Origin of the sequence: Streptomyces bullii, from assembly GCF_042657145.1 — a bacterium.
GTDB classification, from domain to species: domain Bacteria; phylum Actinomycetota; class Actinomycetes; order Streptomycetales; family Streptomycetaceae; genus Streptomyces; species Streptomyces bullii.
The window spans coordinates 372,214-387,988 of the sequence record NZ_JBHSNY010000005.1 but is presented as its reverse complement, the minus strand read 5'-3'; the positions used below and the strand labels follow the sequence as shown (position 1 = coordinate 387,988).

Annotated in this window: 18 protein-coding genes; 17 read left to right on the top strand and 1 reads right to left on the bottom strand. The window is 71.2% G+C overall.

All coding sequences use genetic code 11. The annotated features are described in order from the left end of the window. The first annotated feature begins 42 nt into the window (after nt 1–42). The 13 genes from cpaB to ACFPZJ_RS16395 all read left to right on the top strand — a co-directional run bounded on the left by cpaB (nt 43) and on the right by ACFPZJ_RS16395 (nt 10,977). The gene (gene cpaB / locus ACFPZJ_RS16455; RefSeq protein WP_381021823.1) at nt 43–747 is read left to right on the top strand and encodes a Flp pilus assembly protein CpaB; all 705 of its coding nucleotides are present in this window, start codon (nt 43–45) and stop codon (nt 745–747) included. A gap of 6 nt (nt 748–753) precedes the next feature. Continuing rightward, nucleotides 754–2,007, top strand: coding sequence for a CpaE/TadZ family protein (locus tag ACFPZJ_RS16450; protein ID WP_381021821.1), 1,254 nt, complete (start codon nt 754–756; stop codon nt 2,005–2,007). Beyond that, on the top strand, nt 2,004–2,393 hold the full coding sequence (locus tag ACFPZJ_RS16445) for a TadE/TadG family type IV pilus assembly protein (protein ID WP_381021820.1): 390 nt from the start codon (nt 2,004–2,006) through the stop codon (nt 2,391–2,393). Before ACFPZJ_RS16450 ends, ACFPZJ_RS16445 begins: the two co-directional genes overlap by 4 nt. Nucleotide 2,394: 1 nt before the next feature. Next, nucleotides 2,395–2,748 carry a TadE/TadG family type IV pilus assembly protein gene (locus tag ACFPZJ_RS16440; protein ID WP_381021819.1) on the top strand — a complete coding sequence of 118 codons (354 nt, stop codon included), beginning with the start codon at nt 2,395–2,397 and terminating at the stop codon, nt 2,746–2,748. Nucleotides 2,749–2,808: 60 nt separating this feature from the next. Next, nucleotides 2,809–4,146 (top strand): CpaF family protein, encoded by a 1,338-nt coding sequence (locus tag ACFPZJ_RS16435; RefSeq protein ID WP_381021817.1) that lies wholly within the window; start codon nt 2,809–2,811, stop codon nt 4,144–4,146. Between the two features lie 11 nt (nt 4,147–4,157). After that, nucleotides 4,158–5,102 carry a type II secretion system F family protein gene (locus ACFPZJ_RS16430; RefSeq protein WP_381021815.1) on the top strand — a complete coding sequence of 315 codons (945 nt, stop codon included), beginning with the start codon at nt 4,158–4,160 and terminating at the stop codon, nt 5,100–5,102. A 24-nt stretch (nt 5,103–5,126) separates the two neighbouring features. Beyond that, nucleotides 5,127–6,014 carry a DUF5936 domain-containing protein gene (locus tag ACFPZJ_RS16425; RefSeq protein WP_381021814.1) on the top strand — a complete coding sequence of 296 codons (888 nt, stop codon included), beginning with the start codon at nt 5,127–5,129 and terminating at the stop codon, nt 6,012–6,014. A gap of 127 nt (nt 6,015–6,141) precedes the next feature. Continuing rightward, nucleotides 6,142–7,800: a sensor histidine kinase gene (locus tag ACFPZJ_RS16420; RefSeq protein ID WP_381021812.1), complete on the top strand. Its 1,659-nt coding sequence runs from the start codon at nt 6,142–6,144 to the stop codon at nt 7,798–7,800. Nucleotides 7,801–7,840: 40 nt separating this feature from the next. Continuing rightward, a complete protein-coding gene (locus ACFPZJ_RS16415; protein ID WP_381021811.1) occupies nt 7,841–8,782 on the top strand; it encodes a response regulator transcription factor in 942 nt (313 codons plus the stop codon). A 139-nt stretch (nt 8,783–8,921) separates the two neighbouring features. Then, the gene (locus ACFPZJ_RS16410; RefSeq protein ID WP_381021810.1) at nt 8,922–9,119 is read left to right on the top strand and encodes a hypothetical protein; all 198 of its coding nucleotides are present in this window, start codon (nt 8,922–8,924) and stop codon (nt 9,117–9,119) included. Continuing rightward, nucleotides 9,119–9,712 (top strand): pilus assembly protein TadG-related protein, encoded by a 594-nt coding sequence (locus ACFPZJ_RS16405; RefSeq protein ID WP_381021809.1) that lies wholly within the window; start codon nt 9,119–9,121, stop codon nt 9,710–9,712. The genes ACFPZJ_RS16410 and ACFPZJ_RS16405 overlap by 1 nt, the downstream gene beginning before the upstream one ends. 34 nt (nt 9,713–9,746) lie before the next feature. Further along, nucleotides 9,747–10,325: a hypothetical protein gene (locus ACFPZJ_RS16400; protein WP_381021808.1), complete on the top strand. Its 579-nt coding sequence runs from the start codon at nt 9,747–9,749 to the stop codon at nt 10,323–10,325. A gap of 7 nt (nt 10,326–10,332) precedes the next feature. Then, a complete protein-coding gene (locus tag ACFPZJ_RS16395) occupies nt 10,333–10,977 on the top strand; it encodes an OmpA family protein (protein ID WP_381021807.1) in 645 nt (214 codons plus the stop codon). A 117-nt stretch (nt 10,978–11,094) separates the two neighbouring features. Here the strand turns inward: ACFPZJ_RS16395 and ACFPZJ_RS16390 are convergent, their stop codons facing one another. Then, nucleotides 11,095–11,466 carry a DUF192 domain-containing protein gene (locus tag ACFPZJ_RS16390; protein WP_381022139.1) on the bottom strand — a complete coding sequence of 124 codons (372 nt, stop codon included), beginning with the start codon at nt 11,464–11,466 and terminating at the stop codon, nt 11,095–11,097. A gap of 165 nt (nt 11,467–11,631) precedes the next feature. Here ACFPZJ_RS16390 and ACFPZJ_RS16385 point away from each other — a divergent pair, with 165 nt between their 5' ends. The 4 genes from ACFPZJ_RS16385 (at nt 11,632) to ACFPZJ_RS16370 (ending at nt 15,653) form a co-directional block, all read left to right on the top strand. Further along, the gene (locus ACFPZJ_RS16385) at nt 11,632–12,507 is read left to right on the top strand and encodes an LLM class flavin-dependent oxidoreductase (RefSeq protein ID WP_381021805.1); all 876 of its coding nucleotides are present in this window, start codon (nt 11,632–11,634) and stop codon (nt 12,505–12,507) included. 222 nt (nt 12,508–12,729) lie between these two features. After that, nucleotides 12,730–13,527: a class I SAM-dependent methyltransferase gene (locus ACFPZJ_RS16380; RefSeq protein WP_381021803.1), complete on the top strand. Its 798-nt coding sequence runs from the start codon at nt 12,730–12,732 to the stop codon at nt 13,525–13,527. Between the two features lie 536 nt (nt 13,528–14,063). Beyond that, a complete protein-coding gene (locus tag ACFPZJ_RS16375) occupies nt 14,064–14,741 on the top strand; it encodes a hypothetical protein (protein WP_381021801.1) in 678 nt (225 codons plus the stop codon). A 138-nt stretch (nt 14,742–14,879) separates the two neighbouring features. Beyond that, nucleotides 14,880–15,653 (top strand): isoprenyl transferase, encoded by a 774-nt coding sequence (locus ACFPZJ_RS16370; RefSeq protein ID WP_381021800.1) that lies wholly within the window; start codon nt 14,880–14,882, stop codon nt 15,651–15,653. Nucleotides 15,654–15,775: the final 122 nt, after the last annotated feature.

Here is a 15,775-nt window from a genome sequence, read left to right as displayed (position 1 = left end):
CGATTCCGCTCGACCGATCTCCCCAACGAGGTTGCACGGTTCATGAACTCCCGTCAGCGCCGCGGCGTGATACTCCTGCTCCTGTCGGTCCTGTGCGCCCTTGGCGCGTTCGCCGGCGTGCTGTCCGTCATCAGCGACGTGAAGTCCAAGGTCGGCCCCGAGGTCACCGCGTACCGGCTGAAGTCGGACGTGGCGCCCTACACCGCTCTCGACGAGGCCCGGTTCGAGAAGATCAAGATGCCGCAACGGTGGCTGTCGAAGAACGCGGTCACCGATCTCTCCGAGATCCGGGGCAAGATCGCGGTGACGACCCTGAAGGCGGGCTCCCTGCTGCAGAGCGACATGGTCGTGAACCAGCCCGCTCTGCAGCCCGGGCAGCAGGAGGTCGCCATCATGATCGACGCGGCGACCGGCGTGGCGGGCAAGATCACGCCCGGATCCACGGTCAACGTGTATGCCACCTTCGACGGAGAGCGTGAGGGTGACCCCGCTCAGTCCAAGATCATCGTAACGAACGCCAAGGTCCTGGACGTCGGCGAACTGACCGCGCTCCAGCCCGACGAGAACGACCGGGGCCGGCAGCCCACCGACGCCGTCCCCATCACCTTCGCCCTGTCCACCATCGACGCCCAGCGCATCACCTACGCCGAGTCGTTCGCCCAGCGGGTCCGGCTCGCGCTGGTCGCGCCCGGCGGCGGCACCGTCCCCGAGCAGGACCGGACGTACGAACTCGCGAAGGACAAGTGAGGCCGCATGCCCACCAGGATCCTCCCGGCCGTCGGCGACGCGGACGCGGTCCGCTCCATCACCACCCTGCTCAGCCAGCTCCCGGACGCCGAACCGGTGGCCCCGGTGGTCGACTCCACCCAGCTCATCGACACCCTCGCGCGGCTGGCCGCCGAGTCCGTCGACGAGCTGCCCGAGGTCGTGGTGGTGCACGAGCGGATCGGCCCGGTCCCCGCCCTGGAACTGATCCGTGAGGTCGCCCTGCGCTTCCCGGCCGTCGGCGTCATCCTCGTCACCTCCGACGCCGGTCCCGGCCTCTTCCAGGCGGCCATGGACTACGGCGCCCGCGGCCTGGTCGCCCTGCCGCTGAGCTACGAGGAACTGGCCAGCCGGGTGCAGGCGGTCGCCCAGTGGTCGGTCGGCGTACGACGGCACCTGGGCTCCGGCGGTGACGTGTTCACCGGCGTCGGCGGCACGGTCGTCACCGTCAGCGGAGCCAAGGGCGGCGTCGGCACGACCCTGACGGCCATCCAACTGGCGCTCGCCGCCCAGGCCTCCGGCCGTGCCACCGCCCTCGTCGACATGGACCTCCAGACCGGCGACGTCGCCTCCTACCTGGACGTCCAGTTCCGCCGGTCCGTGGTGGACCTGGCCACCATCACCGACATCTCGCCCCGCGTCCTCGCCGACGCCGTCTTCCGCCACGACACCGGCGTCGCCCTGCTGCTCGCCCCTGCCGAGGGCGAACGCGGCGAGGACGTCACCGACCGCGCCGCCCGCCAGGTCGTCAGCGCCCTGCGCTCCCGCTACGAGGTCGTCGTCGTCGACTGCGGCGCCCAGCTGAGCGGGGCGGGAGCGGCGGCCGTGGAGATGGCCGACACGGCCCTGCTGGTCACCACGCCGGACGTGGTCGCCGTACGGGGCGCCAAACGCGCGGTGCGGATGTGGGACCGGCTCCAGATCCGCAAGGCGGAGGAGACGACCGTGGTCGTCAACCGCCACACCCGCGGAACGGAGATCCAGCCGCCCCTCATCCAGAAGATCACCGGCACGGCGGTCGCGGCCACCGCGATCCCCGCCAACTTCAAGGAACTGCAGAGCGTCGTGGACGCGGGCCGGGTCCACGAGCTGGAGAGCAGAAGCGCGGTCAAACAGGCCCTGTGGGGGCTGGCGGGCGAACTGGGACTGGTCAAGGCCCGCGAGGGCGCCCAGAAGGCGGGCCGGTTCCGGGGCGACCGCGGGTCGGTGAGCTTCCGGAGGCGGAAGGACGGTGGGGGATGACCACGCGCGTGCTCGCACGGCACCGTGACCGGGGCCAGGTCACGATCGAGTTCCTCGGCATGACACCGACGATCCTCCTGACGCTGGTGGTGCTGTGGCAGCTCGTGCTCGTGGGATACACGTACACGCTCGCGGGGAATGCTGCGGACGAGGCGGTGCGGGCCGGCACGGCGGTGGCGCCGGGCGAGCGCGACGGCGCGTGCCGGGCCGCCGGGCTCGCACACCTGTCGGCGGCGTGGAGGGGGAGCGCTCAGGTGGACTGCGGCGGCACCGGCTTCGTGACGGCCGACGTCACGCTCCAGGTCCCCGTCCTCTTCCCGGGCACGGTCTCCTTCCCGTTCACGGTCGAGGGCCACGCGGGCGCGGTCGAGGAGGAGAAGGACTGAGATGCCGTACCGTCGACGCCATGACCGGGGCCAGGTCGCCGTCGAGTACCTCGGTTTCCTGCCGATCCTGCTGCTCGTCGCGATGGCGGCCGTGCAGCTGGGCCTGATCGCGTACACCGCGCAGCAGGCGGGCACCGCGGCCCGGGCCGGGGCGCGCAGCGCCGCCCTGCAGGACAGCGCGCAGGAGGCGTGCGCGAACGCGGTCAGCGGCTGGCTCGCCGACGGAACCACCTGCGTGGCGGCTCCCGGCGGCGACGAGGTCACCGTCACCGCCACGGTGGAGATCCCGTCCATCGTCCCCGGCTGGACCTTCGACCCGGCGCGCAAGACGGCCACGATGCCGATGGACCACTGAGCCCTTCTGGACCGCCCGTCCCGACCGCCCCTTCCCGTACGAACGAGGAGCACCGGACCCATGAGCCTGCGGGCACGCATCAACTCCCCCGAGGAGCACGGCAGCCGGGGTGAGGACGGCCATCTGGTCGCCTCCTACCGGGCCAAGCTCCTGGAGGAGATCGACCTCGCGGAGATGAGTTCGCTGGCCGCGGCCGAGCGCAGGGCGCGGCTGGAGCGGGTGCTCGGGCACATCATCAGCCGCGAGGGCCCGGTCCTGTCGACGGTGGAGCGCTCCCAGCTGATCCGCCGGGTGGTGGACGAGGCGCTGGGCCTCGGCATCCTCGAACCGCTGCTGGAGGACGCGTCGATCACCGAGATCATGGTGAACGGCCCCGACGCGATCTTCGTGGAGCGGGGCGGCCGGGTCGAGCAACTGCCGTTGCGCTTCGCCTCCAACGACCAGCTCATGCAGACCATCGAGCGGATCGTCTCCACCGTCAACCGCCGCGTCGACGAGTCCAACCCGATGGTCGACGCCCGTCTCCCCTCCGGCGAACGCGTCAACGTCATCATCCCGCCGCTGTCCCTGACCGGCGCGATCCTCACCATCCGCCGCTTCCCGCGGTCCTTCACGCTCCAGGAGCTGATCGGCCTCGGCTCGCTCGACGAGCACATGACGTACCTGCTGGCGGGCCTGGTGCAGGCCAAGTTCAACGTCATCGTCTCGGGCGCCACCGGCACCGGCAAGACGACACTGCTCAACGCCCTGTCCGGGCTGATCCCCGACGGCGAACGCATCATCACCATCGAGGACTCGGCCGAACTCCAGCTCCAGCAGGCCCACGTCATCCGGCTGGAGTCCAGGCCACCCAACGTGGAGGGCAAGGGCCGGGTCACCATCCGCGACCTGGTCCGCAACTCGCTGCGCATGCGCCCCGACCGGATCGTCGTCGGTGAGGTCCGCGGCGGCGAGTCGCTCGACATGCTCCAGGCCATGTCGACGGGCCACGACGGCTCGCTGGCGACGGTGCACGCCAACAGCGCGGAGGACGCGCTGACGCGGTTGCAGACCCTGGCCTCCATGTCGGACGTGGAGATCCCCTTCGTGGCGCTGCACGACCAGATCAACAGCGCCGTCGACGTCCTCGTGCAGCTCACCCGCTTCGCCGACGGCGCCCGCCGCATCACCGAGATCGCCCTGCTGGACAGCCACGGCGGCGAGCCGTACCGGCTGGTCACGGTCGCCCGCTTCAACGCCCGGCCGATGGCCGCGGACGGCCGCATCCACGGGACGTTCGAGTACTTCCCGCTCCCGCGCCGCACCGCCGACCGCCTCTACATGGCGAGCCAGCCCATCCCGCAGGCCTTCGGCGTCGCCCAGTCCGCGGACCAGCTCGCCACCCGAGAAGCCAGATAGGTGTCGCCGCCATGGAACTGCAGTCCCTGATCACGCTCACCACCGGCATCGCGCTGCTGACGTGCGTCCTGGCCGTCGTGGGCGTGCACTCCTACGCCACGGGCAGGGCCCAGCGGCGGGCACTGGTCGACCGGCTGTCGTCCACCGGCCGGGCACCGGACGCCGGCCGCCGACGCGCCTTCCCCGGCCTGGACCGCCGCCTGCGCCGCACCCAGCTCGGCAGGAAGCTGGAGCTACGCCTGGCGGCGACGGGCCTGGACGTCACCCCCGGCGAGTTCTTCGTCTCCATGCTCGCCACCGTCGCGGGCCTGTGGCTGGTCGGCCACGCCGCCCTGGCCCCCTTCTTCGGCCCGCTGGCCGGGCTGATGGGCGTGTGGGTGGCCGTGCAGTTCCTCAACTGGCAGCGGCACAAACGCATCGAGAAGTTCATCAACCAGCTCCCGGAGATGGCCCGGATTCTGGCCAACGCCACCCACGCCGGCCTCGCGCTGCGTACGGCGATCGGCATGGCGGCGGAGGAGCTGGAGGCGCCGGCGGGCGAGGAACTCGGCAAGGTCTCCGCCCAGTTGGCGATGGGCGCCTCCATGGACGACGCCCTCGGCGAAATGGCGGACCGCCTGCCCTCGCGTGAACTGGTCGTCCTGGTGACGACGCTGGTGCTGTCCAACCGGGCGGGCGGCCAGGTGGTCAGCGCCCTGCGGAACCTGACGGAGACCCTGGAGGAACGCAAGGAGACCCGGCGCGAGGTCCGCACCCAGCTCTCCCAGGTGACCATGACCTCGTACGCCGTCCCCGTGCTCGGCGTCGGCTCCCTGCTCCTCATGAACGGCGTCAAGGACGGAGCCCTGGAGCGCATGACCGGCTCCCCGGTGGGCCAGGCGGCCGTCATCGTCGCCTTCGCCCTCTACGCCGTCGGCTTCCTGCTCATCCGCCGCCTGTCCCGCGTCGACGTCTGAGCGGCCGGGGAGGGAGAACACCCGATGGGACTGCTGCTCGCACTGCTCATGGGCCTCAGCGTCTGGGGCGTCTTCGCCGGCCTGCGCATGTACCGCGCCGAGGTCAAACTGCCCGGCGACCTCGCGGTGGCGCTGGAGGTCGGTTCCAGCCGCACCGGCGCGGTCGACTCGCTGGTCGACCGCCTCGGCATGCGGTACGCACCCGCCGTCCTGCGCCTGATGGGCCCCAAGCAGGTGGCCAGGTACCGCCGCAAGATCGACCTCGCCGGCAACCCGGGCGGCCTGACGATCGACCGCTACGCGGCCCGCCGCGCCGTGTACGGCTTCCTGGGCGCCCTGGGCTTCCTGGTCTTCCTGATGCGAGGCCAGTACCTCGTCGCCCTGCTCCTGCTCGCCTTCGGCGCGTTCTGGACGGAGGTCGGCATCTGGTCGGCGATCCGGATCCGCAAGGACGAGATCGAACGGACCCTGCCGGACTTCCTGGACGTCCTGGCCGTCGTGGTCAGTGCGGGCCTGGGCTTCCGCCAGGCACTGGAGAGGGTGGCGTCGAGGTACGAGGGCCCGTGGGCGGACGAACTGCGCATCACCCTGCGCCAGATGGACCTCGGCATGAGCCGCCGCCAGGCCTTCGCGGAGCTGCGGCGCAGGAACGACTCCGAGCAGGTCGCCATGTTCGTGACGGCGCTCCAGCAGGGCGAGGAACTGGGCGCGCCGATCGTCGACACGCTCGTCGCCCTGGCGAAGGACATGCGCCGCACGGACGCCCAGAACGCCCGCCGCAAGGCCGCCCGCGCGGTCCCCAAGGCCACCATGATGATCACCACGTTCATGGTCCCGGCCACCATGCTCCTCCTCGGCGCCGGCCTCATCCTCGGCTCCGGCACCGACTTCGGCTCGATCACCGGTGAGTAGTGATGCGTGGCGAGGAGTGGGATGAGCGGCGACGGGTGGGGACGATCGGGGACGAGTGGCCGACGCGTGGCGACGAGCGGTGATGAGCAGCGACGAGCGGGGACGAGGAGGGAGCCGGGTGAGGGCCATGCAGACGACGAGAGAGCGAACGGGGCTGCTGCGCCGCCGCCCCAGGCCGCCGAAGATCACCATGCCGCCGGCGGGCACGGTCCTGCCGGACCACGTCAGGACCGGTGCCCCGGACGTCCAGGTGACGTCCGTGACTCCCGCGCTTCCGTCGGGGTGGGAGTCGGTGGAGGGGCCGTCGGTGGAGTGGCCGTTAGCGGAACGGCCGTTAGCGGAAGGCGTGGCGGCGGAAGGGGTGGCGGCGGTGCCTGTGCCTCGGTGGCTGCAGCCGGGGCCGTCGTCGGTGAACGGCGAGGGTGCCGGGGGCGAGTGGGGCAACGGCGAGGGCGCCAGGGGCGAGCGGGCCGACGGCAAAGGCCGCAGGGGCGAGCGCGCCGGCGCCGAGGGCTTCCACAAGAATCCATCCGCACCACCCGCCCCCGCGCTCACCCTCCAGGTGAACGCCCTGCAAGCCATGTGCCGTCAGGTCTTCGGCTTCCGGCTGGCCATGATCGCCCTCGCCGCCCCCGCAGCCCTCATCAACGCGAACCCGGGCTGGGGCGCCCGCCTGGTCGGCAGCGCCGTGGTCGTCACCTTCATGGCCTCGTACGTCCTGTTCAGAGACTGGGAACGCTTCGGCCCCCTCCTTCTGCGCCACCCCACACTCCTCGCGGTGGACACCCTCTTCGGTTCCCTGCTCCTCATCTCCGCGGGCCCGGAGACCACCCTCGCCTACGTCAGCGTCTGCACTCCCCTCCTCGCCGGCATCGTCTACGGCTGGCGAGGAGCCGCCTGCTTCGCCTCCCTCCAGTCGCTGATCCTCCTGCTGGTCTACGCGAGCCGGAAGGACGTGTCCGCGACCGTCGCCGAGGCCTCTCTCCTCCCCGGCCTGTGCGTCATCACCGGAGCGGTGGGCTCCAGCCTCCGCGGCCTGATGCTCCGCTTCGGCGAGGCCACCCAGGCCCTGACCACGGTGCAGGCACGCCTCGCGGTCGCGGAGGCGGTCTGCGCCGAACGCGCCCGTCTCGCACGCGAGATGCACGACTCGGTGGCCAAGACCCTGCACGGAGTTGCCCTGGCCGCCGACGGCCTGGCCGGTTCTGCGGGCGCGGACCGTATGGACGCGGCACTGGTGAAACGGCAGGCGGAACTCGTCGCCCGCTCGGCCCGCCGAGCCGCCGCCGAATCCCGCGAGCTCCTGGCCGACCTGCGCCGCGAGGCGGACCCGGACGAGGGCACGGACGTCCTGCTGGAACTGGCCGCCCGCACCCGCGACTTCAGCACCCGCACCGGCCTGCCCGCGCACTACCGCACCACAGGCGAACACGCCGTACTCCCCCTTCCACCCGCCGTGGCCCGCCAACTCCTCACCATCGCCGCGGAAGCGATGGAGAACGCCCACCGCCACGCGGAAGCGACCCACGTGGACGTACGCGCCGGCGCGCACGGCGGCCTGCTCCGCATCAGCGTGTACGACGACGGCCACGGCCTCCCGCCCGGGACGACCCTCGAACAGCTCCGCCGGACGGGCCACTTCGGCCTGGTCGGCATGGTGGAACGGGCCGCCTCCGTGGGCGCCCGCATCCACATCGGCCGCGGCACCCACCCGAAGGGCACGGAGGTCCGCCTGGAACTCCCCCTCGCCGCCCTGACACCCCCGCCCAGTGCCCCCATGACGTGACCCCGTGCCCCGTGACCCCGTCGAGGAAGGAGGCCGCCCGATGCCGGACGAGGCCCACCGCACGACACCCCACCCAGCCGGTCGGCAACCACCGCCGCCCGCCCCCTCACCGCCCCTCAGGGTCGTGGTCGCCGACGACAACCCGGTCGTCCGGGCCGGCCTCACGGCGCTCCTCTCCGGCCGCGAGGACATCATGGTCGTCGCGGAGGCCCAGGACGGCCACCAGGCGTGCGAGGCGACCCACCAGCACCGCCCCGACGTGGTCCTCCTGGACGTCCGCATGCCCGGCGTGGACGGCATCTCGGCCCTGCCGTACCTGGTGGGGATCGCCCCGGTGATCATGCTGACGTACAGCAGGGAGTCGGAGATCGTACAGGAAGCGCTGCGCCGAGGGGCGAGCGGCTACCTGGTCCACGGCGAGTTCACCGCGGACCAACTGATCACGGCCGTCAGGGACATCAAGCAGGGCCGGCCCCACTTCACCCCCACGGCGGCGGGCGCCCTACTGGCCCGCTTCCGCCAGGACCCCACCCCACCGGGCCCGCCGCTTCCCGAGAGTCTGGGCGGACTCGATGCGACTGCATACGGAAATGCCAAAAAAAGCGAACGGCATAAGAACCCCCAACAGGCCGACCTGCCAGCGCATATACCGGAACTGCACACTCCGCCTTCACCCATTCCCCGCAAGGTACTTTCGCAGATGCAACGGAGTGTGGGACAGTCGTCGTCGGGGTGGACGACCCGCCGACCGGCCGCTCCCGACAGGTCGCGGTTCCAGCTGAGTACGAGAGAGGCGGAGATCATGGACCTCATCGCGTCCGGCATGAACAACCAGCAGATCGCCGCCACCTGCTTCATCAGCGAGAAGACGGTCAAGAACCACATCAACCGCATCTTCGCCAAGCTCCACAGCACCAGCCGCTCGCAAGCGGCGGCCAAATGGCTGGGCACGGCTCCGGGTTCGGACCGAGGGGCGGGGTGACCGACGGTGACGTTCAGTGGGGAGGGCCGGGTCTCTCGTTGGGTCCGGAATTGGGCCCTGGGACCCTTTGGCAAGCGGGGTGTTCCGGCGTACGTTGCGCAGGTCGAGAGCGGCATCGCCGAACCCGGAGGGGAACACCATGAGCAACTGGATCAACACCACGGTCGCGTTCCTGCAGGCCCGCGCTACCCGGAACGACAAAGGCCAGACCGCAGTGGAGTACCTCGGCATCATCGCGGTGGTTGTGGCGATCGTGTTGGCGATCGTCGGTACGGACATCGGCAACACGATTTACACCGCCATCACGGACCAGATCAACGAGGTCATCGGCGGCTGATGCGGCCCTGTAGGTACCGCGACGCAGGGCAGGCTTTTCCCATCTACATCACTGTGGTGGGTGGCCTGCTCTTTCTCGCGTTCGCCTACTTCGCGGTCGGCCAGGCCGCGGTCAATCGGAACGGCGCCCAGACAGCCGCCGACGCGGCAGCCCTTGCGGCCGCCCAGGACACACGAGACCAACTCGCGGGCGCGTGGGTGGAGAACGTACTCGACCCGAACAAGTGGCAGGACATCTTCAACGGCGGCATGCCGGGGGACTCCTGCTGGCGCGCGTACCAGCTCGCTGCCCAGAACGACGCCTCTGGGCAGGGCTGCCGGCGGACAGGCCCCCTGCGCTACGAGGTCGAAGTGCAGGCGAACGAGCCCGTGGGTGACTCCATCGTGCCGGGCACGGAGACCCAGCGATCACAGGCGTCCGCCGCTGCCGTGATCGAGCCGCGTTGCACGTTCGAGTTGCCCACCGAGGGCGGGGGCGACGACGTGCTGCCGGAGCTGGAGTGCGAGGACGGGAACAACTGGGAGTTGAGCCCGGACGATCTCACCATCCTCCCCAAACCCGAGGATCTCTTCGACGTCCACCTGGCCGACTGACAAGCGAACGACGAGTGATGAAGGAAGCGGAGCGATGAGCATTCGGTTCACTGCGAAGGCCCGTAGGGGGTTGGTCGCATTGACCGTGGCGGCGGGGCTCTCCATCGGGGTGACCAGCTGCGGCGGAGGCGGCGACGAGAAGAAGCCGGAGGCTTCGGCTTCCGCCTCCAAGAGTGGTGGTTCCGGTCCGAGTGCCCAAGAAGGCCAGTCCAAGGCACCCATGGCGGAGCTGAGGGGGTCCGACGGTCTGCTTCTCCAGATCACCTCTGCGGAGCGTGATTCCGGCGGCTTCGTCACCGTGAGCGGCACGCTGAAGAACGACGGCGCCAAACGCATCACCGTACCTGCTGCGATAAGGGGAGACGAGACGGAGATCCTCCGGCACGGCATGTCGTTCGGCGGTGCGACCCTGGTGGACAGCAAGGAGAAGAAGCGCTACTACGTGCTGCGAGACACCGACGGCCGTCCGCTCACCACAACGGGTTTCTCCTCACTCAAGTCGGGGGAAGCGCTCGCCGTCTTCCTGCAGTTCCCGGCCCCGCCGACCAGCACGACTGACGTCACCTTCCAGGTGCCGACGTTTTCCAGCGGCACCATCAAGATCTCCGGGTGAGGCTGGCATGACGTACTCCTCACACCGATTGGTGGCTCCGCGCCTGGCCGTCGTCGCTGCCGCCGCTGTCCTGCTCACCACACAGCTTTATGGCGCTGGGAGGGCACATGCCGAGGACGGCCCCAGCGTCCCTCCCGGGACAGAGGCCACCGCATCGGCCCCTGTCCAGCTCGACGCCAACGACACGGATCTCAAGCTCCCCGAAGGCGCCACCCTCGCCGAGCCCAAAGTCCTCGACATCAAACAGGTCGTCGAAGACCAGAGCGGTGACGAACGCCGTGAGGACACCAACGCCGACGTCAAGTTCGCCCTCCAGGCCGAAGTCCTCTTCGGCAAGGACAGTGCGAAGCTCAGCGCCCGGGCGAAGGCCCGTATCGCGTCCATCGCGGAGGAGATCAAGACCCAGAACGCCACGAAGGTCCGCGTCTTCGGCTTCACGGACAACCTCGGCTCCTCCGCGCACGGCGACGTCCTGTCCCGACGGCGCGCCAACGCCGTGCACAACGTCCTCGTCCAGGAACTGGACGACTCCGGCATCACCTACGAGGTACGCGGCTACGGCGAGCAGTACCCGATCGCCGACAACTCCACGGAGTCCGGCCGCAAGAAGAACCGCCGAGTGGAGGTCTCCTTCCCGCGCACGGAGAGCTGAGAGGCGCACTACGGAAACGCGGTCACGGGCCTCCTCTTCAGCGAGGAACAAGGCCCCCGGCGGCCCTCCCACTCCCGGCCGACCGCCCGGCCGGCCCTCCTGCTTCGCCTGCTCCGCCTACTCCTCCGTCACCTCCACCCGGACCCCCACCCCCACCCCCCACTCCGCCATCCGCCCGGCCTCCGCCTCCAGCACGTGACGCGCCCGCGGCCGGGGCAGTCCCAACCGCCCCGGCCGCATGGTGCGTACGGCGATGACACGCAGGTTCCGGTCCAGATAGGCGACATCGATCGGCATCCGCATACGGAAGGTGTGCACGCTGTTGGCCGGCGACAGCAGCATCGCCCCCTTGAGGGACTCCCGGCCCAACAGCCCCTTGGTGCGTGCCCGATAGGACGCGGCGACCTCCAGCGGAACACACACGGGCGCCACCCCACCGCCCCCGTGCACGATCAACTTGCCCCGGCCGTCACGCCACCGCTCGCCCATACCGCAGGTATGCACGACGATGACCGGGTCACGCAAGCGTGCGGTGACCTCCCCGACGGCACGTTCGCCGCATCCGGGACGTCGTGGAAGTGGAGTGCCGGGCCGTCAACCGCTGGTCGGATCAAACCAGTTGTGTCGCCTCGCCCCGCCGGATAGGAAACAGTCATGACTGGACTCGGCGCCGTGTTCCGCCCCCAACTCGCCCCCGAGCGACTCCGTTCCGTCGCGCGAGTCGCCGACGAGTCGGGGCTGGAAGAGCTGTGGCTGTGGGAGGACTGTTTCCGGGAGGGCGGGATCTCGGCCGCCGCTGCCGCGCTCGCGTGGACCGAGCGGGTGCGGATCGGGGTCGGGCTGCTGCCCGTGCCGCTGCGGAACGTCGCCGTCACCGCGATGGAGGCCGCCACGCTCCACCGGATGTTCCCGGGCCGCGCCGTCGTCGGCGTCGGGCACGGTGTGCAGGACTGGATGGGCCAGGTCGGGGCGCGGGCGGAGTCGCCGCTGACGTTGCTGCGGGAGCATCTCGCCGCGTTGCGCGCGCTCCTGCGCGGCGAGCGGATCACGACCGACGGACGGTACGTCAAGCTGGACGACGTCGCCCTCGACTGGCCGCCGGAGGGAGACGTCGAGGTGTTCGCCGGGGCCACCGGGCCGCGTTCGCTGCGGCTCGCGGGGGAGGCCGCGGACGGCACCGTCCTCACCGCGGCCACGCCGCCCGACGGCGTACGGCGGGCGCGGCGGCTCATCGACGAGGGACGGGAGGCGGCCGGTCGCCGAGGCGACCCCCACACGGTGGTCGTCTACCTCCTGGCCGCCACCGGAGCCGACGCCACCGCCCGGCTGCGCGCCGAACTGGACGCGGAGGGCCTCGGAACCGTGCCCGATCTCGGCGTCGCCGGTGACGCCGGCACCGTGGCGAAGGCCGTCGAACGACTGGCCGAGGCCGGCGCCGACCAAGTGATCCTGCAGCCCACGGGAGACGAGCCGGACCCGGAGGGGTTCGTACGGTTCGTGGCGGAGCAGGTACGCCCTCTGGTGCCGTAGGGGCCGAAGCCGTCCGCCCATCCCACCGAGCCGTCGTGACCACCGGGCGGAGCGGCAGCCAGGAGAGCACCCGCCCCGACCGGTGCGCCCCTGGACCTCTCGACCGGTGCACACGGTGACCCACCGGGACCGGTGCACGCCACACGTGCCCGACGTGTCAAGTCCCTTCGTCGGGAAGAAAATACGCAGCGGTCGACCGTGGTCCCCTGCGACGATCAGCGCATGGCAGCGAATCCCGACGACGAGCCGCGCAGCTACGAGGACCTGGTCGCCGAAGGCGTCGCCGTGCCCACCGAGGGCTGGGACTTCTCCTGGTTCCAGGGGCGGGCCACCGAGGCGCGGCCCTCCTGGGGGTACGCGACGTCGATGGCCCGGCGGCTGGGCGACGCAGGTGCCGCGCTCGACATCCAGACCGGGGGAGGGGAGGTGCTGGACTTCGCCCTCGCCAAGGCCCCGCGGCGGCCCCTGCTCGCCGTCGCCACCGAGGGCTGGCCGCCGAACGTGGCCAAGGCCACCGCCCTGCTCCGTCCGCGCGGCGTCGCCGTCGTCGCCTCGCCCGAGGACGCGCCGCTGCCGTTCGCGGACGGGGCCTTCGACCTCGTCGTGAGCCGGCACCCGGTCCGCCCGCACTGGGCGGAGATCGCCCGCGTCCTCCAGCCCGGCGGCACCTACTTCGCCCAGCACGTCGGACCGAGCAGCGCCTTCGAGCTCGTCGAGCACTTCCTCGGACCGCAGCCGGACGACGTGCGCGACGCCCGCCGTCCCGACCGCGAACGCGCCGATGCCGAGGCAGCCGGCCTGCAGGTCGTCGAGCTGCGCGCCGAACGGCTCCGCATGGAGTTCCACGACATCGCCGCCGTCGTCCACTTCCTGCGCAAGGTGGTCTGGATGGTCCCCGGCTTCACCGTCGAGGCGTACGAGCCGCGGCTGCGCGCCCTGCACGAACAGATCCAGGCCGAGGGCCCCTTCGTCGCCCACAGCGCCCGGCATCTGTTCGAGGCCCGCAAGCCCCGCCGCTGAGGGCTCGGCGGGGAGCGCCCGCCCACCGCCACCTCGCACCCGCACGGACGCGGGGCTGGGTTTCCGCATCGTTGTCCCGTGCGGCTCGCTTCCGGCCCCCGCCCCGGGATAAGTCCAGCACAAGGAAATGCGCGTCAGCAAAGCCTTGCCGGCGGTACCGCGCAGGGGAGGGGCTGCGCCGTGCCCGAGCCGCCGACCCCGGCCGCGACCGGGTCAAGCGGGCGTTCGTGGCCGGTGTCACCCGTCGGGGGGAAGGGGCGGCAGGGCGCACCGAGCGGATCCCGAGACCCGTCGATCTCACCCCCCTGTCACCCGTTCGCCCCGCATCCACCGTGTTTCCGCCAGGCGTCCGCCAGGAACGGCGGCTTCCGCGGACACCGCCGCGTCGCCGGATGATTGCGGAGAGTAGTTGTGGCACGCCGATGCGCGCGGCATCACTTACGAAGGGTTATGGTGGAAGCCCCCCCTCGGGCCGGTCCGTATCCCCCCCACGGACCGGCCCGTTTTTCTTTGTCCCCGGACTAGAGTCCCGGGACATGCCGAACGAGCATCCGACGCAGCCCGACCCCTGGCCCGGCCACCCCGGAGGCTCCGGCCGGCCCGGGCCCTACGACCACCCGGACCCCCACGCTCACCCCGCCCAGCCGGGCCCGTACGGCGCACCCCCCGGCCCCGGCCCGTACGGCGCTTCCGCCCAGCCCGGCACCCCGTACGGCCCACCCGGGCACCCTGCCCCGTACGGCCCACCCGGTCAGCCCGGGCCCTACAACGGACCCCAAGACCCGGTCCCGCACCCCTTCCCCGCCTATGGCCCGCCCCCGCCCCCGCCGTCCGCCATGCCCTCCACCGTGCGCGCCGCACAGGTGGTGATCTTCGTGGTCGCCGGGCTCGGGCTGCTGCTCACCTTCGTCGTCGGCGCCGCGTCCGGCGCCGAGGCCGCCGGCCGGTTCTTCTCCTCGTATCTGACGGCCTGGGCGCTCCTCGTCCTGGCCTTCCGGTACGGGACCGCCGGGAGCGGCGTCCGTGTCGCCTCGATCGTGCTGTCCGCCGTCCAGATCCTCTTCGCGCTCGGCGCGACGACGAACGGCACGCCGGGCGGCATCCTGCCCCTCGCCGGCGCCATCACCGTCATCGTCCTGCTCAGCCAGGGCTCGGCGGGACAGTGGTTCCAGCGGCCCCGTGCCACGGACCTGCCGCCACAGCCGTACGCGTGACACCCGTTGGCCGTTCCCGGGGCCGGCGGGGGTAGGCTTCGCCTCCGGGGACTGCCACAACGGACAGGGACCGCCCGCGGCCGAGACCGGGCCGCACGCCGCGGCCTGTCCGATCCGTACGGAGGGGCTGACAATCACGTGAACCTGCGCGACAAGCTGCGCGGCCTGCTGGTCAGGCTGTACGCACGCCGGGTGGAAGGCCACCTGGACCACGCTCAGGTGCCCAAGCACATCGGCGTCATCATGGACGGCAACCGGCGCTGGGCGAAGGCCGCCGGTTCCACCACCGCCCAGGGCCACCGGGCCGGCGCGCACAAGATCGAGGAGTTCCTCGGCTGGTGCACCGAGACGGACGTCGAGGTCGTCACCCTCTGGCTGCTGTCGACGGACAACTTCGACCGGCCGCAGGAGGAACTCGTTCCGCTGCTCGGCATCATCGAGGACGTCGTCCGCACCCTGGCCGCCGACGGCCGCTGGCGCGTGCACCACGTCGGCACGCTCGACTTGCTGCCGTCCGGGATGCAGCGCACCCTCAAGGAAGCGGAGGAGACCACGGCGCACGTCGACGGGATACTCGTCAACGTCGCCATCGGCTACGGCGGCCGCCAGGAGATCGCCGACGCGGTGCGCTCCATGCTGCTCGACGCCCACGAGAAGGGCACTCCGATGGAGCAGCTCGCCGAGGCCGTCGACGTCGACATGATCGGGCGTCACCTGTACACCGGCGACCAGCCCGACCCGGACCTCGTGATCCGTACCAGCGGTGAGCAGCGGCTGTCCGGATTCATGCTCTGGCAGACGGCCCACTCCGAGTACTACTTCTGCGAGGTCTTCTGGCCGGCCTTCCGCAAGGTCGACTTCCTGCGCGCGCTGCGCGACTACGCGGCCCGCCACCGGCGTTACGGCGGCTGACCGCACCTTTCGCACCCCTGTCGGGGACGGACGTCACGCGGAGTTCACCGCGACGCCGTCATATGCCGTGGCATGGCGGCGCTTGTTCGAGGGCATAAACCAAACAGGTCGACACCCGAACC